General features: G+C 72.9%; 19 protein-coding genes. 10 read left to right on the top strand and 9 right to left on the bottom strand.

Features of this window, described 5'->3' with window-relative positions; genetic code table 11:
- The first annotated feature begins 25 nt into the window (after positions 1 to 25).
- On the top strand, positions 26 to 352 hold the full coding sequence (locus ACFWA9_RS16420; protein ID WP_359805349.1) for a hypothetical protein: 327 nt from the start codon (positions 26 to 28) through the stop codon (positions 350 to 352).
- A 328-nt stretch (positions 353 to 680) separates the two neighbouring features.
- Here ACFWA9_RS16420 and ACFWA9_RS16415 read toward each other — a convergent pair whose 3' ends face one another.
- Positions 681 to 1,607: a diacylglycerol kinase gene (locus ACFWA9_RS16415; protein WP_380387706.1), complete on the bottom strand. Its 927-nt coding sequence runs from the start codon at positions 1,605 to 1,607 to the stop codon at positions 681 to 683.
- Complete coding sequence (locus ACFWA9_RS16410) at positions 1,604 to 3,226, bottom strand: FAD-binding oxidoreductase (protein WP_352287582.1); 1,623 nt, start codon at positions 3,224 to 3,226, stop codon at positions 1,604 to 1,606. The genes ACFWA9_RS16415 and ACFWA9_RS16410 overlap by 4 nt, the downstream gene beginning before the upstream one ends.
- Before the next feature lie 20 nt (positions 3,227 to 3,246).
- Here ACFWA9_RS16410 and ACFWA9_RS16405 point away from each other — a divergent pair, with 20 nt between their 5' ends.
- Both ACFWA9_RS16405 and ACFWA9_RS16400 read left to right on the top strand, forming a co-directional pair.
- Positions 3,247 to 4,017: a TetR/AcrR family transcriptional regulator gene (locus ACFWA9_RS16405; RefSeq protein ID WP_380387703.1), complete on the top strand. Its 771-nt coding sequence runs from the start codon at positions 3,247 to 3,249 to the stop codon at positions 4,015 to 4,017.
- A 135-nt stretch (positions 4,018 to 4,152) separates the two neighbouring features.
- Positions 4,153 to 5,709, top strand: coding sequence for a glycerol-3-phosphate dehydrogenase/oxidase (locus ACFWA9_RS16400; RefSeq protein ID WP_380387700.1), 1,557 nt, complete (start codon positions 4,153 to 4,155; stop codon positions 5,707 to 5,709).
- A 111-nt stretch (positions 5,710 to 5,820) separates the two neighbouring features.
- Here ACFWA9_RS16400 and ACFWA9_RS16395 read toward each other — a convergent pair whose 3' ends face one another.
- Together ACFWA9_RS16395 and ACFWA9_RS16390 are read right to left on the bottom strand one after the other, a co-directional pair.
- A complete protein-coding gene (locus ACFWA9_RS16395; RefSeq protein ID WP_352287575.1) occupies positions 5,821 to 6,114 on the bottom strand; it encodes a hypothetical protein in 294 nt (97 codons plus the stop codon).
- A gap of 121 nt (positions 6,115 to 6,235) precedes the next feature.
- Entirely contained in the window at positions 6,236 to 7,003 is a 768-nt protein-coding gene (locus ACFWA9_RS16390) for an SDR family oxidoreductase (protein ID WP_380387697.1), read from the bottom strand.
- Positions 7,004 to 7,106: 103 nt separating this feature from the next.
- On the opposite strand from ACFWA9_RS16390, the gene ACFWA9_RS16385 reads away from it, so the two are divergent.
- Positions 7,107 to 8,072, top strand: coding sequence for a LysR family transcriptional regulator (locus tag ACFWA9_RS16385; RefSeq protein WP_380387695.1), 966 nt, complete (start codon positions 7,107 to 7,109; stop codon positions 8,070 to 8,072).
- Positions 8,073 to 8,225: 153 nt separating this feature from the next.
- Positions 8,226 to 8,801, top strand: a complete 576-nt coding sequence (locus ACFWA9_RS16380; protein WP_329490340.1) for a TerD family protein — start codon at positions 8,226 to 8,228, stop codon at positions 8,799 to 8,801.
- Between the two features lie 60 nt (positions 8,802 to 8,861).
- Here the strand turns inward: ACFWA9_RS16380 and ACFWA9_RS16375 are convergent, their stop codons facing one another.
- Positions 8,862 to 10,142: an FAD-dependent monooxygenase gene (locus ACFWA9_RS16375; protein WP_380387691.1), complete on the bottom strand. Its 1,281-nt coding sequence runs from the start codon at positions 10,140 to 10,142 to the stop codon at positions 8,862 to 8,864.
- A gap of 247 nt (positions 10,143 to 10,389) precedes the next feature.
- On the opposite strand from ACFWA9_RS16375, the gene ACFWA9_RS16370 reads away from it, so the two are divergent.
- From ACFWA9_RS16370 to ACFWA9_RS16360, 3 genes are all read left to right on the top strand, one after another.
- Positions 10,390 to 12,438 (top strand): FAD-dependent oxidoreductase, encoded by a 2,049-nt coding sequence (locus ACFWA9_RS16370; protein WP_380387688.1) that lies wholly within the window; start codon positions 10,390 to 10,392, stop codon positions 12,436 to 12,438.
- Positions 12,439 to 12,475: 37 nt separating this feature from the next.
- A complete protein-coding gene (locus ACFWA9_RS16365) occupies positions 12,476 to 13,072 on the top strand; it encodes a PadR family transcriptional regulator (protein ID WP_380387685.1) in 597 nt (198 codons plus the stop codon).
- An 89-nt stretch (positions 13,073 to 13,161) separates the two neighbouring features.
- Positions 13,162 to 13,908: a hypothetical protein gene (locus ACFWA9_RS16360; protein WP_380387682.1), complete on the top strand. Its 747-nt coding sequence runs from the start codon at positions 13,162 to 13,164 to the stop codon at positions 13,906 to 13,908.
- Between the two features lie 215 nt (positions 13,909 to 14,123).
- Here the strand turns inward: ACFWA9_RS16360 and ACFWA9_RS16355 are convergent, their stop codons facing one another.
- From ACFWA9_RS16355 to ACFWA9_RS16340, 4 genes are all read right to left on the bottom strand, one after another.
- The gene (locus ACFWA9_RS16355) at positions 14,124 to 15,338 is read right to left on the bottom strand and encodes a trypsin-like serine protease (protein ID WP_380387679.1); all 1,215 of its coding nucleotides are present in this window, start codon (positions 15,336 to 15,338) and stop codon (positions 14,124 to 14,126) included.
- Positions 15,339 to 15,385: 47 nt separating this feature from the next.
- Positions 15,386 to 15,778, bottom strand: coding sequence for a hypothetical protein (locus ACFWA9_RS16350; protein WP_380387677.1), 393 nt, complete (start codon positions 15,776 to 15,778; stop codon positions 15,386 to 15,388).
- A gap of 68 nt (positions 15,779 to 15,846) precedes the next feature.
- Complete coding sequence (locus tag ACFWA9_RS16345) at positions 15,847 to 17,496, bottom strand: DUF6973 domain-containing protein (protein ID WP_380387674.1); 1,650 nt, start codon at positions 17,494 to 17,496, stop codon at positions 15,847 to 15,849.
- Positions 17,497 to 18,244: 748 nt separating this feature from the next.
- Positions 18,245 to 18,982, bottom strand: coding sequence for a TetR/AcrR family transcriptional regulator (locus ACFWA9_RS16340; protein WP_380387671.1), 738 nt, complete (start codon positions 18,980 to 18,982; stop codon positions 18,245 to 18,247).
- 133 nt (positions 18,983 to 19,115) lie between these two features.
- On the opposite strand from ACFWA9_RS16340, the gene ACFWA9_RS16335 reads away from it, so the two are divergent.
- Both ACFWA9_RS16335 and ACFWA9_RS16330 read left to right on the top strand, forming a co-directional pair.
- Positions 19,116 to 20,642, top strand: coding sequence for an APC family permease (locus ACFWA9_RS16335; protein ID WP_380387669.1), 1,527 nt, complete (start codon positions 19,116 to 19,118; stop codon positions 20,640 to 20,642).
- 74 nt (positions 20,643 to 20,716) lie between these two features.
- Positions 20,717 to 22,354: an amidohydrolase gene (locus tag ACFWA9_RS16330; RefSeq protein WP_380387666.1), complete on the top strand. Its 1,638-nt coding sequence runs from the start codon at positions 20,717 to 20,719 to the stop codon at positions 22,352 to 22,354.
- Positions 22,355 to 22,495 lie beyond the last annotated feature (141 nt).

Raw genomic sequence — 22,495 nt, 5'->3', positions numbered from 1 at the left:
GGCGGGGTGACGGGAGGATCGGCGCATGACAGCTGACGGACCGTTGACCGAGGAAGACCTCAGCGCAATGGAACGGCGCGCCGCCGCGGCGGCGCCGGGCCCGTGGACCGCCTGGCTGGAGGGTCGCCACGGCGTCGGCGGCGACAGCTTCATCCAGGTCCGCCCCGAGGCGGAGCCGGACGACGAGATCTACGTCAGCCGCTTCGTCGAGGGCGCCCAACTGCCCGGACAGGACCCGAGGCTCGACGCGGACATCGACTTCATCGCGGCCGCCCGCCAGGACGTCCCCCGCCTGATCGCCGAGGTGAGGCGGCTGCGGGCGGCAGCGGCGGACCGGTCCCGCGGCTGGTGACTTCCGGGAGGTAGGGCCCCGGCATCCTCCGCGCGACAGCCCCGCACCGGAAGTCGGCCGGTCCGACTTCTCGCGCGGGGGCCGGGGAGGCTCAGCTCATCGCCCTGAGGTGGCGGCGGGTTCCACTGACGTCGGGGCGTGCGGTGCCCGGAAAAGGGCCGGGACTCTTCGAGGACACCGGCCTGGGGGTCGAGGCCGCCACCGCCGCCGGTACGGCGTCCGTGCGGGTGCCCGGCCCCGGGGGTCGGTGACCGGGCTGCCCCGCCCGGCGGACGGGGCAGCCCGCGGCCGGGCCTCAGCCCGTCTCAGACCGGTCTCAGGCCGGTCTTCAGGCCGGTGTCCAGGCCGGGGTGAGCAGGTGCAGGGCGCCGGGGACGGCCTCGACGTCGACCGGCAGGGCGGCCATGAACTCGCCGTCGGCGTAGGCGGTGATGCCGGGGGAGTCGATCCGCAGCGAGGGCGTGCGGTGGGTGGTGACCTCCGGGTGATCGACGTGGGTGCCCTTGAAGAGGGTGGGGAAGAAGCGGGCGATGCGGTGGCGGGGCATGGCGTCGACCAGGGTGATGTCGAGCAGTCCGTCGGTGGGGTCGGCGGTGGGGCAGATGAGCATGCCGCCGCCGTAGCTGCTGGTGTTGCCGACCGCCGCGAGGGTGAGGTCGCGCGCGATGACGGTGCCGTCGGCGAGGGTGAGGCGGAAGGGGAGCGGGCGGAGGTTGGCGAACTCGACCAGGATGGCGAGGTTGTAGCGCATCCGGCCGTGCGGCCAGCGCAGCCGGTTGGTGCGGTCGCTGACCAGCGAGTCGAAGCCGCTGGCGAGGACGGAGCCGAACCAGCGCCGCGTGCCGTCCGCCGAGGTGATCCGGCCGAGGTCCACCGTGCGGGTGCGGCCGGCGGCGATGACGTCGGCCGCCGCCTCCGGCTCGCCGCGCGGCAGCCCGTACGCGCGGGCGTGGTCGTTGCCGGTGCCCGCCGGGACGACGCCCAGGGGGACGTCCGTACCCCCGGCGGCCTGGAGGCCGAGGTTGATCATGCCGTCGCCGCCGACGACCACCAGGGCGTCGCAGGAGCCGGCGGAGACGGCCGCGCGGGCCAGGTCGAGCGACTCCTGGGCCGAGGAGCCCGCCCGGGCGTCGACCTCGACGCCCAGGGCGCGCAGCCGGTCGGTGGCGCGGCGGGCCGCCGGCTCGGCGTGGCCGGCGGCCGCGGCCGGGTTGGTGAGGAGAACGACCCGGGTGATGGTTCTCCGGTCGGTCATGGGATCAGCTTGCCGGGGTTGAGGATGCCCGCCGGGTCCAGCTCGGCCTTGACCGCCCGCAGGATGCGGACGCCCAGCTCGCCGATCTCCTCGGCCATCCAGGGCCGGTGGTCGGCGCCGACGGCGTGGTGGTGGGTGATGGTGCCGCCGTTGGCGAGGATGGCGTCCCCGGCGGCGCGCTTGGCGACGGCCCAGCGGGCGAGCGGCTCCTCGCCGAGCGCGGCGACGACGGTGAAGTAGAGCGAGGCGCCGGTCGGGTAGACGTGCGAGATGTGGCAGAGCACGAGGGCGCCGGGCAGGGCGCCGGTCAGCGCGGTGGTGACCGCCAGGCGGAGGTCGGCGAGCCGTCGCCAGTCGGTCGCGGTCTCCAGGGTCTCGCAGAGCGCCCCCGCGCTCAGCAGCGAGTCCCGCAGGTACGGCGCGTTGAACCGGCCGTGCTCCCAGGCCCGGGCCGGTGCCTCGCCGAGCGAGGTGGCGCCGGCGGCGAGCAGGACGTCCCGGGTGAGCCGGTGACGGGTCGCGACCTGGTCGGCGGAGCCCTCGAAGACGGTGACCGCCAGGCAGCCGGTGACGGCGGGCTCGCCGCCGATCTTCTCCGTCATCGCGAGGTTGACCATGGTCTCGGCCTCGTCGGAGAGCCGGATCACCGTGGGACCGGTGTCCTGCTGCTCGACCGCGCGCAGTGCGGCCGCGCCGGTGGCGAAGTCCGGGAAGGACCACGCCTCGTAGGCCTTCACGGCGGGCACCGGGTGGATCCGGACGCGGACGGCGGTGATCACGCCCAGCGTGCCCTCCGAGCCGAGGAAGAGTTCACGCAGGTCGGGGCCGGCGGCGGAGGCGGGGGCGCGGCCGAGGTCCAGCACGCCCGCCGGGGTGACGACCCGCAGGCCGCGCACCATCTCGTCGAAGCGCCCGTACCCGGCGGAGTCCTGGCCGGAGGAGCGGGTGGCCGCGAAGCCGCCGATGGTGGCGAAGCGGAAGCTCTGCGGGTAGTGGCCGAGTTCGAAGCCGTGCTCGGCGAGCAGCGCCTCGGCCGCCGGGCCGGTCAGGCCCGCGCCCAGGACGGCCTCGCCGGAGGTGGCGTCCAGGTCGAGCAGCCCGTCGAGGCGGCGCAGGTCGAGCGAGACGACGGCGGTGAGGCCGCCGCGCTCCGGGTCGAGCCCGCCGACCACGCTGGTGCCGCCGCCGAACGGGACCACGGCGATCCGGCGCTCGGCGCAGAGCGCGAGCAGGGCGGCGATCTCGTCCTCGCCGCCCGGCAGCACGACGGCGTCCGGCGCGTCCTGCGGCTCGCGGCTGCGGCGGCGCAGCAGGTCGGGGGTGGACTTGCCGCCCGCGCGGGGGAGGCGGTCCGCGGAGGCCGCGCTGACGTGGGTCTCGCCGACCACGGCGGCCAGTGCCTTCAGGTCCGCCTCGGTCAGCCGCGAGGGCCGCAGGGTGACCTCCTCGGCGGCGGGCCCGGGGGCCGCGTCGCCGGTGACGCCGAGGGCGGCGGCCAGCAGGGCTTTGATGTCGGCCGACAGCTCCTTGGCGAGGGCCGGGTCGCCCCAGGCGTCCCACTTCATCGGGGGGAGCGGCAGCGCGGCGTGGGCCGGTCCCGCTTGCGTCTCAGGTGCCATGCGTTACAGTTTCACACATCATGTCAAGTAGTAACGATGATCACGACGGCCGTCCGGACGGCCCCGGGGCGGGCACCGAGTCCCACGGCGCGGAGTCCCGTGCCGTGGAGTCCCATGGCGCGGAGGCCCGTGGTGCGGAGGCCCGTGGCGCGGAGTCGCGCGGCCCTGCGCAGCGTGGAGCCGAGCCGCGTGCGGCCGAGCCGCCGGGAGCCGAGCCGCGTGCGGCCGAGCCGCGCAGTACCGATGACGCCATTCTCGACGCCGCCGCCGAACTGATCGTCCACCTCGGCGTGCGCCGCACGCAGTTGGCCGAGATCGCCCGGCGCGCGGGGGTCAGCCGGCCGACCGTCTACCGGCGCTGGCCGGACGTCCGGGCGGTGATCGGGGCCCTGCTCACCCGGGAGATCCAGGCGACCCAGGCCACCGTCCCGCTGGTGGGCGAGGACCGCGCCGCCTTCGTCGAGGGCGTCGTCGAGGTCGCCGTCCGGCTGCGCGACCACCCGGTGCTCGCCGCCCTGCTGCGCTCGGCCGACTCCGACGCGCTCTTCGAGTACGTCGTCGAGCGGCTCGGCACCAGCCAGCTCGGGCTGCTGGAGGCGTTGCGCACGGGCATCGAACAGGGCCAGGCGCACGGCTCGATCCGCGCCGGCGAGCCTGTCGAGCTGGCCGCGATGGTGCTGCTGATCGCCCAGTCCACCGTCCAGTCGCACCGCATGGTGGCGCAGCTGCTGCCGGAGGCGGCCTGGCGGCGCGAGCTGGCCCGGGCGCTGAACGGATACCTCGCGCCGTGACCGCTCGCGGGGTGCGGGCCGGGGCGGCGGCCCGTCGCGCGGCCGCCTGCCCTGCGGTCGGCCGCCCCGCAGTCGAACGCTCCCTGACCGCTCGCGTCCTACCCTGCACGCCGTGACGAACGGATACCTCGCGCCATGACGATCAACGCCGGGCCTTTCGCCGGAACCACCCGACTCAGCTCCCGCCGGCGGGAGGTGGAGCTGGACGCGCTCGCCGCCACCCCGGCCGTCGACCTGCTGGTCGTCGGTGGTGGAGTGACCGGCGTCGGCGTGGCGCTGGACGCGGCCGCGCGCGGGCTCCGCGTCGTCCTCGTCGAGGCCCGCGACCTGGCCTTCGGCACCAGCCGGTGGAGCTCCAAGCTGGTCCACGGCGGCCTGCGCTACCTCGCCTCCGGGCGGATCGGCGTGGCCCGGGAGAGCGCCGTCGAGCGCGGCGTGCTGATGACCCGTACCGCCCCGCACCTGGTTCGCCCGCTGCCGCAACTCGTCCCGCTGCTCCCGGGGTTGCTGCGCCCCGGGCAGGCGTCGCTGGTCCGGGCCGGTTTCCTCGCGGGCGACGCGCTGCGGGTGAGCGCGCGCACGCCCGGGGCGGTGCTGCCCCGGATGCGCCGGGTGGACGCCGCCCGGGCCCGCCAACTGGTGCCCGGCGTAAGGTCGGTGGGCCTGGCGGGTGCGCTGGTCGCGCACGATGGCCAACTGGTCGACGACGCACGGCTGGTGGTGTCACTGGCCAGGACGGCCGCGCAGTACGGCGCCACCGTGCTGACCCGCGTCCGGGCGGAGGAGGTCACCGGCAGCTCGGTCCGGCTGGTCGACAGCCTGACCGGGCAGTCCCTGGTCGTCACCGCCGGCGCGGTCGTCAACGCCACCGGCGTCTGGGCGGGCGAGGTCGACCCGTCGATCCGGCTGCGGCCCAGCCGGGGCACCCATCTGCTGGTCGACGCGGCCGCGCTCGGCCACCCCGTCGCCGCGCTCACCGTGCCGGTGCCGGGCTCGACCAGCCGGTTCGTCTTCGCGCTGCCGCAGCAGCTCGGCCGGGTGGCGATCGGGCTGACCGACGAGGACGCGCCGGGACCGGTCCCGGATGAGCCGCAGCCGACCGAGGCCGAGCTCGACTTCCTCCTCGACACCGTCAACGCGGCCCTGGCCACCGAGTTGACCAGGGCGGACGTGCGCGGCGCCTACGCCGGGCTGCGGCCGCTGATCGACACCGGCGGCGGCAGCACGGCGGACATCTCCCGCCGGCACGCGGTGCTGGAGTCCCCGTCCGGGGTGATCACGGTGGTCGGCGGCAAGCTCACCACCTACCGGCGGATGGCCGAGGACGCGGTGGACACCGCCGTCCGCCTGCGCGGCCTGCCGGCCCGCGACTGCTGGACGGCCCGGCTGCCCCTGGTCGGCGCGCCCGGGCACCGGGACAGCCGGCCGGTGCCGGAGGGCGGCGTGCCCGCCTCGCTGCTCGCCCGGCACGGCGGCGCGGCCCGTGAGGTCCTGGCGGCGGGCGTCGCCGAGCCGATCGCCGAGGGCATCGACGTGACCCGTGCCGAGATCGCCTACGCGGTGACGCACGAGGGCGCCCTGGACGCCGGGGACGTGCTCGACCGGCGGACCCGGATCGGGCTGGTCGCGGCGGACGCTGCCCGGGCCCGGGCAGCGGTGGAGGAGATCGTGGAGCAGTCCCTCGCGGGGTAGCGGCCGGCCACGGGTCCTCATCGCCGGGCCCTCGCCGCTGGGCGCCGGAACGCCCGACCCTCGACGCCGGGCTCTCGCCGCCCGGCCTTCCACGCCCGGTGCCGGAACGCCTCACTGCTCGACGCGTTCCGGCACCGGGTGAACGGTGCCGTCCAGGTCGACCGTGCAGGTGAGCGGGTGCTCCGCCGAGCCGGTCCGTTCCAGCCGGACCGAGACCGGCAGCGGGGGCTCCTCGGGCAGCCGGACGGCCAGGGTGAGCGGGTAGAGGCCGTGGCCGTGGACGCGGTGGAAGGCACACTCCCGGCCGTCCACCAGCAGTTCGGTCTCGGTGATCCAGCCCGAGCGGACGTTCACGGTGACGGACCGGCCCGCCCGGTCGAGGTGGAAGCTGTACCGGCGGCGCATGGCACCTCCCGCGCGGGGGTCCTGGCCCGCACGGCCAGTCTAGGCCGGACCTCGCGGCGTGGCCGGAGCGCGTGCTCCGCCACCTGGGCGGGGCACCGCGCCCCGCCCACGGCCTTCGCGGTCAGACCAGGCGGCCGCCGCCGTCCACGTGCAGGACCGTTCCGGTGACGAACGGGCTGGCCATCGAGAAGAGGACGGCGCGGACCAGGTCGTCCGGGCTGCCGACCCGGCGGGCGGGGTTGCGCTCGGCGACCGCGCGCAGGAACGGCTCCTTGTCGGTGCCCATCCGGTCCCAGGCGCCGCTGTCCACGATGCCGGGGGAGACGGCGTTGACCCGGACCGGGGCGATCTCCACCGCGAGGGCCTGCACCAGGAAGGCCAGCGCGCCGTTGGTGGCGGCCATCACCGTGCGGGCGGGCGCCGGGCGCCAGGCGGCGACGCCGGAGAAGAAGGTGAACGAGGCGCCGTCCGGCCCGTCGGTGGCGGCCTGGCCGGCCAGGTGCTTCGCCAGCAGCAGCGGGCCGACCACCTTGGCCGCGAACGCGCGCTGGACGTCGGCGAGTTCGAGTTCGGCGAGCGGGCCGTTGGCGGGCATGGCGGCGGTCGAGACCAGGTGGTCGAACCGGCCGGTCGCGGCGGCGAGGGCGGCGATCGACGCCTCGTCGGTGAGGTCCACGGGGACGACCCGGGCCGGGCCGGACAGCTCGCCGGCGGTCCACTCCAGCTTGCGCGGGTCGGGGCCGGCCAGGACCAGTTCGGCGCCGGCCGCGGAGGCGGTGCGGGCGAGCGCGCGACCGGTGTTCGAGCCGGCGCCGACGACCACGACGCGGCGCCCTTCGAGGGCGGCGGGGGCGAGGGCGGGCGCGGTGGCAGGGGAGGTGGCGGTCATGATCGTTACTCCGGGAGAAGGGGGCGGTTTCGTGTTCCACCCTGCGCCGAGCTGCACCGATGCGTCCAAGGCTTGTCTTTTCGCCGAGCCATAAACTCTGTGCATGGCCACTCTCCGACAGCTCGAATACCTGGTGACCGTCGTCGACACCGGCTCGTTCACCCGGGCCGCCGAGCTGCTGCACGTCACCCAGCCCGCGCTCTCGCACCAGGTCCGGGCGCTGGAGCGGGCCGTCGGCGGGGCGCTGCTGGAGCGCCTGCCGCGTGCCGTCCGATTGACGCCGATGGGCCGCGCGGTGCTCCCGCACGCCCGCGCCGCGCTCGCCGACGCCGAGCGCCTGCGCACCGCGGCCCGTCTCGCGGCCGGTCTGGACGCCGGCGAGCTCGAACTCGCCACCGTCTACTCGATCAGCCTCGGCATCCTGCCGCCGGTGCTGCGGGCCTGGCACCGGCTCCACCCGATGGTGCGGATCCGGCTGCGCGAGTACGCCCACAACGACGAGCTGCGCGCGGCGATGGCGGCCGGTCAGGCCGACGTCGCGGTCGGTACGCCGCCGCCGGACTGGGAGGGGCCGATCCGGGAGCTGGGCGTCGAGGAGTTCGTGCTGGCGCTGCCGGCCGAACCGGACGCGGTGCCGGCGGGCCGGGTGGTCCGGCTGGCGGACCTGTCCGGGCGCGACTGGGTGCACTACGCGCCGGGCAACGGCCTCGCCGACCTGCTCGACGGGGCGTGCGCGGAGGCCGGGTTCCGGCCGAGGGCCGCGGTGCGGACCGAGCAGACGGCCGCCGCGCCGCTGCTGGCCGCGGCCGGGCTGGGGCCGGCCCTGGTGCCCGCCAACCTCGTCCCGCCGGGCTTCGACGGCCTGGTCCGCCTGCCCGAGCCGCCCGTGCGGCGCCCGCTCGCGGCGTACACCCGGACCCGGCCGGATCCGCTGACGGCGGCCTTCGTCGACCTGCTGGCGCGGCAGGCCTGCCTGCTGCCGCCGCACGTCGCCGAGCTGCTCGCGGGGGCGGGGGCGGTCGAGGCGGGGGCGGTCGAGGCGGGGGCGGCGGCGGAGCCCGGTGAGTAGGTCGGTGACGTGCGGGGAGCGGGTCGGACGGCCGGCGCGCGCGGGTGGGTGCTGCCGGGGGCGCACGACGGGGGCGCATCAGGTCGGATGGATTCTCGTGATCTCTACAGTGTTGTAGATTCTTTCGGAGGGAGAGCAACCGAGGAGGGCATCGTGGGAGTTTCGCTGGCCAAGGGTGGCAATGTCTCGCTGACCAAGGAGGCGCCGGGCCTGACCGCCGTCATCGTCGGTCTGGGCTGGGACGTGCGGACCACCACCGGGGCCGACTACGACCTGGACGCGAGCGCGCTGCTCTGCAACGCGCTCGGCAAGGTGGTCTCGGACCAGCACTTCGTCTTCTTCAACAACCTGCGCAGCCCCGAGGGTTCGGTCGAGCACAGCGGCGACAACCTGACCGGTGGCGGTGACGGCGACGACGAGCAGATCAGGGTCGACCTCGACGCGGTGCCGGCCGGGGTGGCCAAGGTGGTCTTCCCCGTGTCGATCTACGACGCCGACGCCCGCCTGCAGAGCTTCGGCCAGGTCCGCAACGCGTTCATCCGGATCGTCAACCAGGCCAACGGCCAGGAGATCGCCCGGTACGACCTCTCCGAGGACGCCTCGACCGAGACCGCGATGGTCTTCGGTGAGCTGTACCGCAACGGCGCCGAGTGGAAGTTCCGCGCCATCGGCCAGGGGTACGCCTCCGGCCTGCGCGGCATCGCCACCGACTACGGCGTCAACGTCTGAGACGCCAGCGCCACCCCCGGACCGTCGACGCGGCGGTCCGGGGGTGAATCACTCTGACATTCAGGGGTTCTGACGCCCCGTCGGTGGACGACCGAGCGCGTGGCCGCCGAACCCTCCCGTGCCGGCGACCTGTTGGCGCCACCAGGCGGTCATCGCGCCCTCGTCCATGGTCGCCCAGTCGGGCGCCCCGGTCACCTGGGCCCGCCCGAGCCGCCGGCCGACCTCGACCATCTCCCGCCCCACCGTGCCGCGTTCGCGGTCGTACGCGGGCAGCAGCTCCGCCCAGGAGTCCGCCGCCCGCCAGGCGTCCTCGAAGGCGCAGGCGTCCTGCACGGCCTTGACCGCGCCGCTGGTGTTGTGCGGGCGGACGACGGTGGCCGCGTCCCCGGCGAGCAGCAGGCGCCCGGCGGTCCGGCGCGGCGTCGCGAGGTCGTAGATCGGCTGGATGAAGGTCCGCTCGCGGGGGGAGAGCGCGACGACCCCCGCCCAGTAGGAAGGCAGGTGCCGCTCGGCCAGCTCGGCCAGTTCCTCGAACTGCCCGCCGGTGAGCGCGCCGGCCGGGACGCTGGTCGGGTCACCCGGCCGCAGCCAGGCCGGGGTCGGCGCGTAGAAGACGAAGTTGACCTGGGTGGAGCCCGGGGCCAGGCCGGGTATGCGGTAGAGCACCACCTGGCCGCCGGGGTAGCAGACCGTGATCACCTCGTGCTCCGGCCAGCGTGCCGCGCCGCCGGGCAGCCCGTCCAGCAGCCGGGCGTCGAAGCTGCCGCGCCAGCAGACGTAGCCCGCGTACTCGGGCCGGGCCTCGGGGCAGACGGCCTCGCGGACCACCGAGCGGTACCCGTCGGCGCCGATCACCAGGTCGTACGGCTCGCGTCCGCCGGCCGCGCCGGTCACCCAGGCGTGGTCGGCGCCGGTGCCCGGGGCGCCGGCACCGGAGGTGCCGTTCCCGACGGCGGGGACGGTCTCGCCGAGCCGGAACTCCACACTGTCCGGCGTGCGTTCGCGCAGCGACTGCCAGAGCACGCCCCAGTGGTAGGAGCGGAACGGCATCCCCTGCGCCCAGAGCAGCCGCCCGCGCGGTCCGCCCCCGCCGTCGGGATCGCGCGCCAGCCACTGCCGTTCGGTCAGCCGGTGCCACCGCATGCCGTCGTCGAGGTGGCCGGCGCCCGCCAGTTCGGCGAAGCGGTCCTCCAGGACGCAGAGGCCGACGCCGCGGTCCTCCAGCCGGCCCGGGCTGCGCTCCAGCACGACCACCCGCTCCGCCCCGCCCCGGGCGGCCGCCCGTGCGAACGCGCACCCCGCGATGCTGCCGCCGACCACGGCTATCGATCCGCCTCGCACAGTCGTCCCCTCCCCGGGGTTCCTCCGAACCCCCACCGGTCCCGGGGTTCCTCCGAACCCCCACCGAGGAGGAACCCTACGCACATCCGGCCCCGAGCTGACGGGCGGTCAGGCAATTTCGGACGCGGCCGGGCGGGCCGGCCGTCGTCCCGCGCAGGGCGCTTTTATGCAACTAGTTGCATACTCGGCTCCACGTCCCCTACCGTGTGGTAACAACGAGCCGCCGCACGCCGCACAGGAGACGCCGATGAGCACCGACCCCCACCGGGCCCGGAAGCCGTACCCGCACCTGCTGAGCCCGCTCGACCTCGGCTTCACCACCCTCCCCAACCGCGTGATCATGGGATCGATGCACGTCGGCCTGGAAGAGGCGCCGAACGGCTTCGAGCGGATGGCCGCGTTCTACGCCGAGCGCGCCCGCGGCGGCGTCGGCCTGATCGTCACCGGCGGCATCGCCCCCAACGAGGCCGGTCGGCCCTGGGGCGGCGGCGCCATGCTCACCACCGAGGCGGAGGCCGACCGGCACCGCGTCGTCACCGACGCCGTGCACGCCGCCGGCGGCCGCATCGCGATGCAGATCCTGCACTTCGGCCGTTACGCCTACCACCCCGACCTGGTCGCGCCCAGCGCCCTCCAGGCCCCGATCAGCCCGTACGTGCCGAACGCCCTCACCGCCGAGCAGGTCGAGCAGACGATCGAGGACTTCGTCCGCTGCGCCGCCCTCGCGCAGCGGGCCGGCTACGACGGCGTCGAGATCATGGGCTCCGAGGGCTACCTGATCAACGAGTTCACCGCCGCCGCCACCAACCACCGCGAGGACGAGTGGGGCGGCGCCTACGAGAACCGGATGCGCTTCCCGGTCGAGATCGTCCGCCGGGTCCGCGAGCGGGTCGGCCCCGACTTCATCCTGGTCTACCGCCTCTCCATGCTCGACCTCGTCCCCGGCGGCTCCACCCTCGCCGAGGTCGTCCGGCTCGCCCAGGCCGTCGAGGCGGCCGGCGCGACCATCATCAACTCCGGCATCGGCTGGCACGAGGCGCGGATCCCCACCATCGCCACCTCCGTCCCGCGCGGCGCCTACGCCTGGGTGACGAAGAAGGTGATGGGCTCGGTCGGCATCCCGCTCGTCACCAGCAACCGCATCAACACCCCCGAGATCGCCGAGCAGTTGCTCGCCGACGGCTGCGCCGACCTCGTCTCGCTGGCCCGCCCGCTGCTCGCCGACCCCGACTTCGTCGCCAAGGCGCAGGGCGACCGCTCCGCCGCCATCAACACCTGCATCGGCTGCAACCAGGCCTGCCTGGACCACACCTTCAGCGGGCAGATCACCTCCTGCCTGGTCAACCCGCGCGCCTGCCACGAGACCGAACTCGTCCTCGCACCGACCAAGCGGCGCAAGCGGATCGGCGTCGTCGGCGCCGGGCCGGCCGGGCTCGCCTTCGCCGTCTCCGCCGCCGAACGCGGCCACGGCGTCACCCTGTTCGACGCCGCCGACACCGTCGGCGGGCAGCTGAACGTGGCCCGGCGGATCCCCGGCAAGGAGGAGTTCGACGAGACGCTGCGCTACTACCGCACCCGGCTGGCCGAGTTGGCGGTCGAGCTGCGCCTCGGCGCACTGGTCGACGCGGAGCAGCTCGCCGCCGAGGGCTTCGACGAGATCGTCCTCGCCACCGGCGTCACCCCGCGCACCCCGGCCGACCTCCCGGGCATCGACCACCCCAGCGTCGTCGGCTACCTGGACGTGCTGCGCGACGGCGCGCCCGTCGGCGAGCGGGTCGCCGTCCTCGGCGCGGGCGGCATCGGCTTCGACGTCGCCGAGTACCTCACCGACCAGGGCGACGCCGCCAGCCTCAACCCGCCGGTTTTCCACCGCAAGTGGGGCATCGACCCGGAGTACCGCGAGCGCGGCGGCCTCACCCGCCCCGAGCCGCCCCGCCCCCCGCGCAGCGTCCACCTGATGCAGCGCAAGGCCACCAAGGTCGGCGCCGGCCTCGGCAAGACCACCGGCTGGATCCACCGCACCGAGCTCAAGCACCGCGGCGTCACCATGGTCGCCGGCGCGAGCTACGAACTGATCGACGACGCCGGCCTGCACTTCGTCGTGGACGGCGAACGGCAGCTCCTGCCCGTGGACACCGTCGTCCTCTGCACCGGCCAGGAACCCCGCCGCGACCTGGACGCCGCCCTGCGCGAACTCGGCATCACCCCCCACCTGATCGGCGGCGCCGACGTGGCCGCCGAACTCGACGCCAAACGCGCCGTGAAGCAGGGCACCGAACTGGCCGCCACGATCTGACGGGGGCGGGTGCTCCGGTGGGATCTAGGATCGGGGCATGTCCCTGCCGCACGCCATCCTGACCGCCCTGCTGGAGAAGCCGTCCTCGGGGCTGGAGCTGACCAGGCGGTTCGACAGGTCGATCGGGTTCTTCTGGTCCGCCACCCACCAGCAGATCTACCGGGAGCTGGGCCGGCTGGAGACCGCCGGACTGATCCGGGCGCTCCCGCAGGACGGTCCGGTGCGGGGGCAGAAGAAGGAGTACGACGTCCTGCCCGCCGGCCGCGCCGAGCTCGAACGGTGGACGGCCGGCGGGGACGACCCGAAGGCCGTCCGCGAGCCGCTGTTGCTGCGGCTGCGCGCGGCGGCGGTGGTCGGCACGGCCGGGCTCGACGCCGAGCTGGCCCGCCACCTCGCGCTGCACCGTGCGCAGTTGGCCGACTACCGGGAGATCGAGCGGCGGGACTTCCCGTCGGGCCGGGCGGCGGAGGGTGGCCGGCCCGCCGAGGGCAGCGAGCCGGCCGACGGGGACCGGCTGCGGCACGCCGTACTGCGGGCCGGAATCGGGCTGGAGTCCTTCTGGGTGGAGTGGCTCACCGAGACCCGGGCCGCCCTGCCCGCCGACCCCTCCCGACCTGACCTCCCTACGGCCTGACCTGCGACGATGCCGCGTGGGCGGGCGCGGCCGCAGGCCCGGTGGGACACTGAGTGCCTGTCCCTGCCCGACTCCCGATCGGGGGCCGTATGTCTCACCCGAGGCCTCTCCTCGCCCTCACCGCCGCAGCCGTGGCCACCGTGCTCACCCTCGGGGCGGCCGGTATCGCCACCGGCTCCGCGGCCCCGTCGGCCGTGACGATCCGGGCGGCCGCGCCGGCCGGCCAGCTCCCCACGGCCGACCAGCTGAAGGCGGCCCTGCTGAGCAACACCGAACTCGGCCCGAACTTCTCCGAAGTCCCGGTCGCCGACAGCCCGACGGCGGCGGGCGGCGCCTCCCCGGTCGCCGGCTGCGACGCGCTCCGCGCGCTGCTGAACGGGAACGAATCCGGGCCGTCCTCTCAACTGCCGCACCAGGAGATCGAGTTCGACGGCCCCGACGGCAACCCGATGCTGACCGAGTCGCTCACCGCCGAGGACGCCACCCAACTCACCAGCGACCTCACCGTGGTGTCCGACGCGTTCACCGACTGCCACAGCCTCACCTTCAACGACGGGACCGACGCTTCCGTGACCTTCACCGTCACCCCCGTCACCCTGGGCGACCGCAAGGACGCCCCCGCCGTCCGCCTCGACGGCACCCTCGCCGGCGTCCCGCTTAGCGGCTACCTCGCGGTCGAACGCTTCGGCACCGTCGCCCTCTCCTACGGCTTCTACCAGCGCGACGACCCCTCCTCCCAACTCGCCTCCCTCTACTACCGCGCCGCCGTCGCCAAGGCCGAACGCACCCTCGGCACCCCCGCCGGCACCGCCACCGCCCCACCCGCCTCCGTCTGACCCCCTCGACAACGCCGAACGGCCCCCTCCCGAGCACCACTCGGGAGGGGGCCGCAGGCGTGCGCAGCGGTGCTCAACGCGTCTGAGCCTCGAAGTACCAGCGCTGGTTCGTCGCGCCATTGCACTGCCAGACCCCGAGCGCGCTCCAGGAATGTTTGCGGAGCTCGCCGACCCGGCCGTTGACCCTCAGCCGGAGAACAGCCGCCACGCGGCATTCACCAGGTCCACCTGTGGTCGGCGTTGTCGGCGCACGGCCATTGGACGGCCTTCTGGCCCTGGTCCGTGCTGGCCTGCCAGACGGCAAGGCATTGGCCTGATCCGCGGTTGACGAGTGTGTAGACGGCCTCACCGTCCTGGTAACGATCCACCTGCTTGGTCCAGTGCTGGTCCGTGTTGCCGTTGCATTCCCACTGGATTGCCGACTCGCCGGCGACCTGGCTTCCGCCGTTGATGCTGAGGCAGAGATGGGAGTTGGCATTGACGATCTCTACATACGGAGTGCCCGGCACCGGGCGAGCGGACCACCGCTGGTCGGCCAGACCGAGGCAGCCCCACTGAATGGACGTCTCGCCGGGAACCGTGCTCCCGGCCGGAATGGCGAGACATTGCCGGGAATTCTGGTTGACGATCGGGATGGCGGGCTGGCGGACATCCGTGGACAAGGAGTAGGCATTGGTCTTCGTGAAGAGGGTGTACTGGCCGGGCTCGCCGCATCCCACGCCGTACGAGGTGATGCCGATCAGCATGTTCTTCGCAACGAGCGGGGCGCCTGTATCGCCGAAGCACGCGTCCACCCCACCCTTGGCGTCGCCGGCGCAGAAGTTCTTGCCGGCGACGTAACCGGCCTGGCCCTCGCACACCGTGCTCGAGACGACCGGCAGGATCGCGCTGTTGAGTTTGGAGGAGTACGTGGAGCCCTCACGGGTGGTGCTTCCCCATCCTGCGAGAGTCGCGGGGTTGCCTGCGGTGTAGGGCGAGCCTCCAATGAAGATGGACGGGGCGAGCTTGATCGGGGTTTGTGGCAGATCGCGGGCGAGCGTCAGCACGGCGATGTCGTTCTTCGGGATGACGTCGTCGTCGGAGTAGCCGGGGTGAACCCAAACTGTTCGGATCTTGGCCTCGGTACCCCCGCCGGCGCCCCGGTCGCCCTGGCCGGCGACAACACGAATGGTGGCGAGGTCGAAGCCCGAGACGCACCGGGCGGCTGTCATGACCTGCGCCGGCGCGATGAGCGCACCGGCGCAGTTCCACTCGAAGCCGTCCTGGTCGATTCGAATGCTCACCACCCACGGGGTCTCACCGATATCGGCGACAGAACCACCCACAACGGAACTGGCCGGGGTGGCGGTGAGGAGAAGCGTCGCAGCGGCTGTGCTGACAATGAGAGCACGGTTTCGATATCTGCGCCACGAATTGAACAGACGCTTCACGTTGGATCCTCATTTGTCGGTTGAGTCAGACTGTGTTCGCTGTGGTTCTAGGTGTTCATCGATTGCTGTGCGACGGTCCGGTCCTTGGACGGATAGGATCCGGCGACAAAGACTGCCCCGAGCAGCAGAAGGGCGGCGGCGGCCGGCCAGAATCCGCGAACGGCGGCCACCACCGTGCCCAAGGCATGAGCCGCCGCGATGGCTGCCAGGAGACGATCGGGCCTCTGGCTCGGGCTCTGCACGCCGGAACGGACCCGGCGTACGACCGAGGTGACGGCCCATCCGCAGAGCGCCGACCAGGCTAGGGCGAGAAGCACCCCGGCGTATCGCGCGAAGCTCGTTTCGGAGTCGTCGGCAGGGCCGACGCTTCCCAGAGTGGCGAGGGCGAAGGCGATCCAGAGGCCGGCCATGAACTCGGCAGCCAGAACGGCCAGGGACACGATCAGGATGCTACGGGCGGCGCGGTGCCGGGGGGGATTCATCTGGCGATTCTCCGTCTGCCTGACTGCTACTTCTCGATGGTGTGCAGGTCGCCCACGCCGGCGCTGACCGCACAGTCGTGGTTGGCGGCCTGGTACCGCTCTTCCTTGGGAAGGTGGCTGTAGCCGTTGTTGTAGTACGCGCCGAACCATCGGCCTTCGGCATTGTTGTAGAGATCCATCCGCTTCTCGTTCTCCGGCCCGTCGCCATCCTCATGGCGGTCCCCGAAGCCCTTTGCGGTGTTGACGCCCATGTCTATGGCCATTCGGGCGTTCCAGTAGCAGTGGCGGAATGCATCGCCCTTGCCGTTGTGCAACGAGTCGGCGAAGTCGCGCTTTGCTGCGTTCTCCGCGACGGTCGCATGATCACTGGCCTTGTCGCAGATGTTGTAGTGCGACGGCTGAAGAACACAGAACGTGAACTCGCTTCCATTCATCCCGCCGTAGTAGCCCGAGGAACCCGAGGAAGAGGGTGCGGCTCGGCCTTCGCGGGCGAGAGGTGATGCCGCAGCCTTCGTTGTCGGCGGCGTCCAGTCGTCGAGGGCGGAGCTGAGCTGGAGTTGGGCGACGAGCTCGGCCGCATTGGCCGGATCCTGGTCGAGGGTCGGTGCCTTGTCCGTCTCGTTTCCGGTCGCCGCCTGTGCCATCTGCTGGGCGACCGTGTCGCTCACGGTGGTCGTTCCACCGACAACCTTGACCTCTGTCACCGACCGCTGGGTGTCGCTCGCATGCCACTGCGCGGGAACGGGCAACGAGGCCGCCTCGCTCACCACTAGCGAAGCGCCCCGAGAGGACGCGTCGGCGGCACCAAGCAGGCCCTCTGTCACGTTGGACTGGCTGGCCAGTGTGATCCGCGTCGGATTGCGGGTGAACTCGGCTGCCGCCAGGGCGCTGGTCTCGAAGTCATCGCGGCCCACGACCGGGCCGTAGGTGTTGGCATAGACGTTCTGGACCGAGATGCCCACGGTCGTCTTGACGACAGTGGGAGGGAGTCCGTCCAGGTACTCCTTGACTTCCGGGGACAGCGACTGGTCGCGGGTCAGCACAAGGGCGCCGTGAACGTTCCCGGCTCCGGCGGCGGCGCTGATCAGGTCCGTCGGGTTGAATCCGTTGGCGATTACCACTTCCCGGGTGTTCTGGATGCCGTCTCGAGCGACGGCCACGGACGTCTGCTCGAACGTCGCGCCGCGCAGCACCTTGGGTGTGAAACCCGCCCGCGCCACCAGGTCCACTGCGAGGTTGTTGAACCCGCCGACCAGGTACACCGTGCCCCGCTTGGGCAGGATGCGCCGGATCTCGGCGATGGTGTCCGATGCGAGCACGCCAGATGGGGCGGCGTAGAGCAGGGGACCCTTGTTCGCGGCGGCCAGCGGAACCGCCAACGCGGCTTCCTGGTCCTGGCCCTGCCGTACCAGGACGACGCTCTGGGCAACCTGCTTCTCCGCCACCGAAGGTGACGCTGCTTTAGCTGCAGTGGTGAGGGCCGGCCAGCGCTCCTGAGACGCCCTGACCGCCGTCTCGGCTGGGCTGGTACCCGCGACTCGGCCGACCGTCACCGGTTGTTGAGTAGAGTCGGCGGCGTGGGCGACGCCGACTGGGCCTAGGAGGCCGCCGAACAGCGTCGCGCCGACGGCCAGCGTCGCGCTGACCAGAAGCCCGTTTTGACGTGCGGAAATCATGAGATGTCGCCCCCCAATACGGCATGAAATGCCGAACTGATCACTGTCGAAATTCCCCTTAAGCTTTCGACGCGTACGACCATATCCGATGTCCAAGCGCAGGCAAAGAGCCCACAAAATTCACTAGGCGCTATATTTCGTATAATATGCGGACCAAGTGGACAGGCGTTCAGTGGGAGCAAGGTCATCCGTGGGGGAATTCTCGGAGGTGCCCTTATCGGGCGATCTGTGTTTCGGAGCACGTCGAGTGTCTCATGGGGCGGCTCCGCCCACCCTGTGGGTGAACAGCTCCGAGAATGGCACTGTGTTTGGCTCGAGGCTAATGTGGGCTAAAGCCCAGGAGGGGGGTGTGTATTTCTCTTGACAAGCATCGAAAGCTTGGAGAGATGGCAGTGCCGACGGCAGATACTTTTCGCCCGAAGAGCCCCGAAATTCCGAGGACCGACCGACTGAGGTGTCTCGGCCCCTTGATCGGTGACGAAGAAGGTGTGGGGCTTCAGGGCTGTTCGATGCCGAGGGGTGCTGCTCCGGAGAAGTCGCTTGAGCGGGTCGGACAGTGGTACCGGCAGTGCGGTCCCTCCCGGCCTTGCGTTGCTGGTCGATCCGGGTGCCGCCGGGCTGCACAGTGACGGATCACGCGCGCTCAGTACTCCGGCAGCTTCTTCTTCGAGAGGGGCGGGGAGTCGGTGTACTTCTGCACCGTGAATCCGGCGGTCAGGGAGGGCTGACGCGCTGGTGTTCTCGCTGGTCAAGGCTCTCGTGGGGTGACAGGTCGTCCACCGCCCCCGTGCTTCGCGAGGCGGGCGGCTACGGCTTCGAGGAGGAGGTCGAGGGCGAAGGGGTAGCCGCTGCGGTCCATGTCGGTGATGAGGAGGGGGGCGGTGGCGGCGATGTTGGGGTGGGTGGCGGGGGTGAGGCGGCCGTAGCGGACGCGCCAGACGGCGAGGTCGGCGGCGCGGGCCGGGGGTGGGAGGGCGAGGGCGGCGGCGTCCTGGGCGGCGAAGGCGAGGGCCTGGTCGATGAAGGCGTGGTAGATCGGGACGGCCTCGTGGTCGGGGAAGCCGGCTGAGCGGAGCACGCCGAGGATGGTCTCGACGGCCCGGGTCTCGTGGTCGCGCCCGGTGGTGCGGTGGGCGGCGAGCTGGGCGGCCTGGGGGTGGGCCAGGTAGGCGGTGTGGACGCGCATGCCGATCGCGTGGAGGTCGGTGCGCCAGTCGCCGGTGAGGGCGAGGCCGTGCTGGGCGCGGCCGATGAGTTCGTCGGCGACGGCCAGCAGCAGGTCGTCGGTGTTGTGGAAGTACCGGTAGACCGCGCTCGGGTCGGCGCCGAGTGCGGCGCCGAGGCGGCGGACGGTGAGGGCGGCCGCGCCGTGCTGGCCGATCAGCCGCAGGGCGGTGGCCACGATGACCTGCTCGGACAGCACCGTGCCCTGCTTGGTCGGTTTCCGGCGCCGCCGTTGCGGTTCGGGGACCACGCGTTCCGTCATGGCGGGGAGCCTAGGGCATCGCGCCTTATGACAACAGCATTGACGTGTGACCGGGGCGAGGCTTTCATGGCCGCCACGGCCAGGACAGCTACCGGCCGCCACCCCTTCCCCTCACGATCAAGGCGGTGATCCGTTGGCAACGACGGTCAAGGACTCCGGCGACACCCCGAGAGCCGGCGCGCCCACCCCCGAGGGCCCGCTGCCCAAGTCCGTCGGCGTGGTCGGCGGCATCGTCCTCGCCGCCTCCAGCACCGCGGCGACCAGCAGCATCGGCATCGGGCTCGGCCTGATGGCGGGCGTCGTCGGCCTGCACCTGCCGGCGATCATGCTGCTGGCCTTCCTCCCGGTGCTCGGCATCGCCGGCGCGTACGGGCGGCTCAACCGCGTCGACCCGGACTCCGGCAGCAGCTACACCTGGGTCGGCCGGGTGCTCAACCCCTGGCTCGGTTTCCTCACGGGCTGGGTGAACACCGTCGGTACCGTGGTGTTCATGGCCTACACCACGACGGTGACCGGCTCGGCACTGATCCAGCTGCTCGGCCAGGCGCGGGTCCGCTCGGTCGCCGGCCTGCGGCTGGACGCGGACTCCACCCTCCAGGCCACCCTGCTGGGCATGGTCGTCCTGGTGGCCGCCGCGCTGGTCGCGGTGCGCGGCCTGGAGCTCGCCGCCCGGCTGCAGAAGTACCTGCTGGTCTTCGAGTACGTCGTGCTGCTGGCCTTCTGCGGCTACGGCCTGTTCGCCGGGGACCAGCCGTTCTCGCTCGACTGGTACAACCCCTTCGCGATCCCGTCCGTGGACGCCCTCGCGCAGGGCATGGTGCTGGCGGTGTTCTGCTACTGGGGCTTCGAGTCGGTGTTCAGTATCGGCGAGGAGGTCCGCGAACCGGGTGACGCCTCCCGCGGCGGATTCATCGCGCTGGCGGTGATGCTGCTGCTCTTCCTGCTCGCCGGGACGGCCTTCCAACGGGTGCTGCCGATGGAGGAGTTGGCGGACAACGGCGCGCACGGGCTGACGTACCTCGGCGAGAAGCTGGCCCGCCAGCCGCTGGCCGCGCTGCCGCTGATCGCGCTCACCTTCTCCGCCGTGGCCTCGCTGCAGGCCTCCGTCATCCCCACCGCCCGGGGCATGTACGCGATGGGCCGGGACGGCACGCTCGGCCCGGTCTGGACCAGGATCCACCCCCGCTACGGCACCCCTGCCGCCGGCACCCTGCTGATCTCGGGCGCGGCCATCCTGCTCGCGGTGCTCTCGCTGGTCATCCCGACCGTGAACGACCTGATCTCGGCGACGGTCAACGCGATCGGCATCGTGGTGGCGCTCTACTACGCGCTGACCGCGGTGGCGGCGGCGGTCCGGTTCCGGCACCTGCTGCGCACCTCACCGCTGGAGGGCCTGCGCGCGGTCGTCGCCCCACTGCTCGGCGCGGCGGTGCTGCTGGCGGTGGGCGGGTATCTCTGCTGGATGCTGTACGACTCCGCGGACCACTTCGAACTCTCGGCCGACAACGGCTGGTTCGGCCTGTCCGTGCCGGTGCTGATGATCGGCTCCGGACTGGTGGCCGCCGCGTGGTCCCGTTTCCACCGCAAGTCCGCCTACTTCGACCGGCCGGAACCGGCCGACCCGGCCCCCGCCGATCCGACGGCCGCCCCCGCAGCCTGACCTCCGACTACTGGCCCGACTACTGGCCCGACCCCGGCCGCGCCCCGGCCGCCGAACTCCCAGGAGCACCACCGATGTCCAAGGCCGACCTGGTCTTCACCAACGGTCCCGTCCACACCGGCGACCCGGCCCGCACCCGCGCCACCTCGCTTGCCGTCACCGGCGAGCGGATCACCGCCGTCGGCCACGACGAGGTCCGCGAGCTGATCGGCCCCGGCACCGAAGTCGTTGACCTCGAAGGCCGGTTGCTGATCCCCGGCTTCCAGGACTCGCACATCCACGCCGTCTTCGGCGGGACCGAACTCGCCGAGTGCGACCTCACCGGGACGGTCGGCGCCGACGAGTACCTGCGCCGCGTCGCCGCGTTCGCCGCCGCCCACCCCGACCGGACGTGGATCACCGGCGGCGGCTGGTCGATGGAGAGCTTCGCGGGCGGACTGCCCACCCGGCAACTGCTCGACTCCGTCGTGCCCGACCGCCCGGTCTACCTGGTCAACCGCGACCACCACGGCGCCTGGGCCAACACCCGGGCGCTGGAACTCGCCGGGCTCTCCCGGGACACCCCCGACCCGGCCGACGGCCGGATCGAGCGCGAGCCGGACGGCACCCCGAGCGGGATGCTCCAGGAGGGCGCCACCGGCCTGGTCGCCCGGCTCGTCCCGCCGACCGACGCGGCGGGGCGGCTGGCCGGACTGCACCGGGCGCAGGAACTCCTGCACTCGCTCGGCATCACCGGCTGGCAGGACGCCCTGCTCGGCATCTTCAACGGCCAGCCGGACCCGTCCGACGCCTACGCCGCCGCCGCCGAGGCCGGCACGCTGACCGCGCGGGTCACCGGCGCGCTCTGGTGGGACCGCAACCGGGGCGCCGACCAGATCCCCGAACTGGTCGCCCGCCGTAAGCAGTTGACCGGAGGCCGGTTCCGGGCCGGCTCGGTGAAGATCATGCAGGACGGCATAGCCGAGAACTTCACGGCCGCGCTCTCCACCCCCTACCTGGACGGCTGCGGCTGCGCCACCGCCAACTCCGGCCTCAGCTTCGTCGACCCCGCCGCCCTGTGCGGCTACGTCACCGCCCTGGACGCGCTCGACTTCCAGGTGCACTTCCACGCCCTCGGCGACCGCGCCGTCCGCGAGGCGCTCGACGCCATCGAGGTCGCCCGGGCCGCCAACGGCCGGCGCGGCACCCGGCACCACCTCGCCCACCTCCAGGTGGTCCACCCGAGCGACCTCCCGCGCTTCGCCGCACTCGGCGCGATCGCGAACATCCAGCCGCTCTGGGCCGCCCACGAGCCCCAGATGGACGAGCTCACCATCCCGTTCCTCGGCCCCGAACGGGCCGCCTGGCAGTACCCGTTCGGCGGACTGCTGCGAGCCGGGGCCACCCTCGCGGCGGGCAGCGACTGGCCGGTCAGCAGCCCGGACCCGATCGCCGGCATCCACGTCGCCGTCAACCGGATGGAACCCGACGCGACCGACGGCCGGGTCTTCCTCCCCGAGCAGCGGCTGGACCTCGCCACCGCCCTCGCCGCCTACACGGCCGGATCCGCCCATGTGAACGGCCACGACGACGCGGGCAGCCTGCGGACCGGCCACCTCGCGGACCTGGTGGTGCTCGACCGCGACTTCTTCGCCGCCCCGCCCGAGGAGATCGCCGCCACCCGGGTCGAGCGGACGTACGTGGGCGGTCAGCTGGTCTACGCGAAGGGCTGATGAGACGCGCGAATCGGTGCCGCACAGGAAGTCGGCCCGGCCGACTTCCGGTGGGGGCCCCGGGAACGGGGGGGGTGGGGGCACCGGGGGGGGGGCGGCGGGGCCGGGGCGGGCCGGCCGGGGGTTGCTGGCGCGCGGGGT

It is taken from the genome of Kitasatospora sp. NPDC059973 (assembly GCF_042737525.1).
In the GTDB taxonomy this organism is placed as follows: domain Bacteria; phylum Actinomycetota; class Actinomycetes; order Streptomycetales; family Streptomycetaceae; genus Kitasatospora.
Note: the sequence above shows the minus strand (reverse complement) of the source record. Positions and strands in the feature narration are given on the sequence as shown.

Excerpts from the sequence above, each read along its gene's own strand:
- ACFWA9_RS16420 (WP_359805349.1), top strand. The coding sequence starts at position 26 with ATGACAGCTGACGGACCGTTGACCGAGGAAGACCTCAGCGCAATGGAA.
- ACFWA9_RS16415 (WP_380387706.1), bottom strand. The coding sequence starts at position 1,607 with ATGACCGACCGGAGAACCATCACCCGGGTCGTTCTCCTCACCAACCCG.
- ACFWA9_RS16410 (WP_352287582.1), bottom strand. The coding sequence starts at position 3,226 with ATGGCACCTGAGACGCAAGCGGGACCGGCCCACGCCGCGCTGCCGCTC.
- ACFWA9_RS16405 (WP_380387703.1), top strand. The coding sequence starts at position 3,247 with ATGTCAAGTAGTAACGATGATCACGACGGCCGTCCGGACGGCCCCGGG.
- ACFWA9_RS16400 (WP_380387700.1), top strand. The coding sequence starts at position 4,153 with ATGACGATCAACGCCGGGCCTTTCGCCGGAACCACCCGACTCAGCTCC.
- ACFWA9_RS16395 (WP_352287575.1), bottom strand. The coding sequence starts at position 6,114 with ATGCGCCGCCGGTACAGCTTCCACCTCGACCGGGCGGGCCGGTCCGTC.
- ACFWA9_RS16390 (WP_380387697.1), bottom strand. The coding sequence starts at position 7,003 with ATGACCGCCACCTCCCCTGCCACCGCGCCCGCCCTCGCCCCCGCCGCC.
- ACFWA9_RS16385 (WP_380387695.1), top strand. The coding sequence starts at position 7,107 with ATGGCCACTCTCCGACAGCTCGAATACCTGGTGACCGTCGTCGACACC.
- ACFWA9_RS16370 (WP_380387688.1), top strand. The coding sequence starts at position 10,390 with ATGAGCACCGACCCCCACCGGGCCCGGAAGCCGTACCCGCACCTGCTG.
- ACFWA9_RS16365 (WP_380387685.1), top strand. The coding sequence starts at position 12,476 with ATGTCCCTGCCGCACGCCATCCTGACCGCCCTGCTGGAGAAGCCGTCC.
- ACFWA9_RS16360 (WP_380387682.1), top strand. The coding sequence starts at position 13,162 with ATGTCTCACCCGAGGCCTCTCCTCGCCCTCACCGCCGCAGCCGTGGCC.
- ACFWA9_RS16345 (WP_380387674.1), bottom strand. The coding sequence starts at position 17,496 with ATGATTTCCGCACGTCAAAACGGGCTTCTGGTCAGCGCGACGCTGGCC.
- ACFWA9_RS16340 (WP_380387671.1), bottom strand. The coding sequence starts at position 18,982 with ATGACGGAACGCGTGGTCCCCGAACCGCAACGGCGGCGCCGGAAACCG.
- ACFWA9_RS16330 (WP_380387666.1), top strand. The coding sequence starts at position 20,717 with ATGTCCAAGGCCGACCTGGTCTTCACCAACGGTCCCGTCCACACCGGC.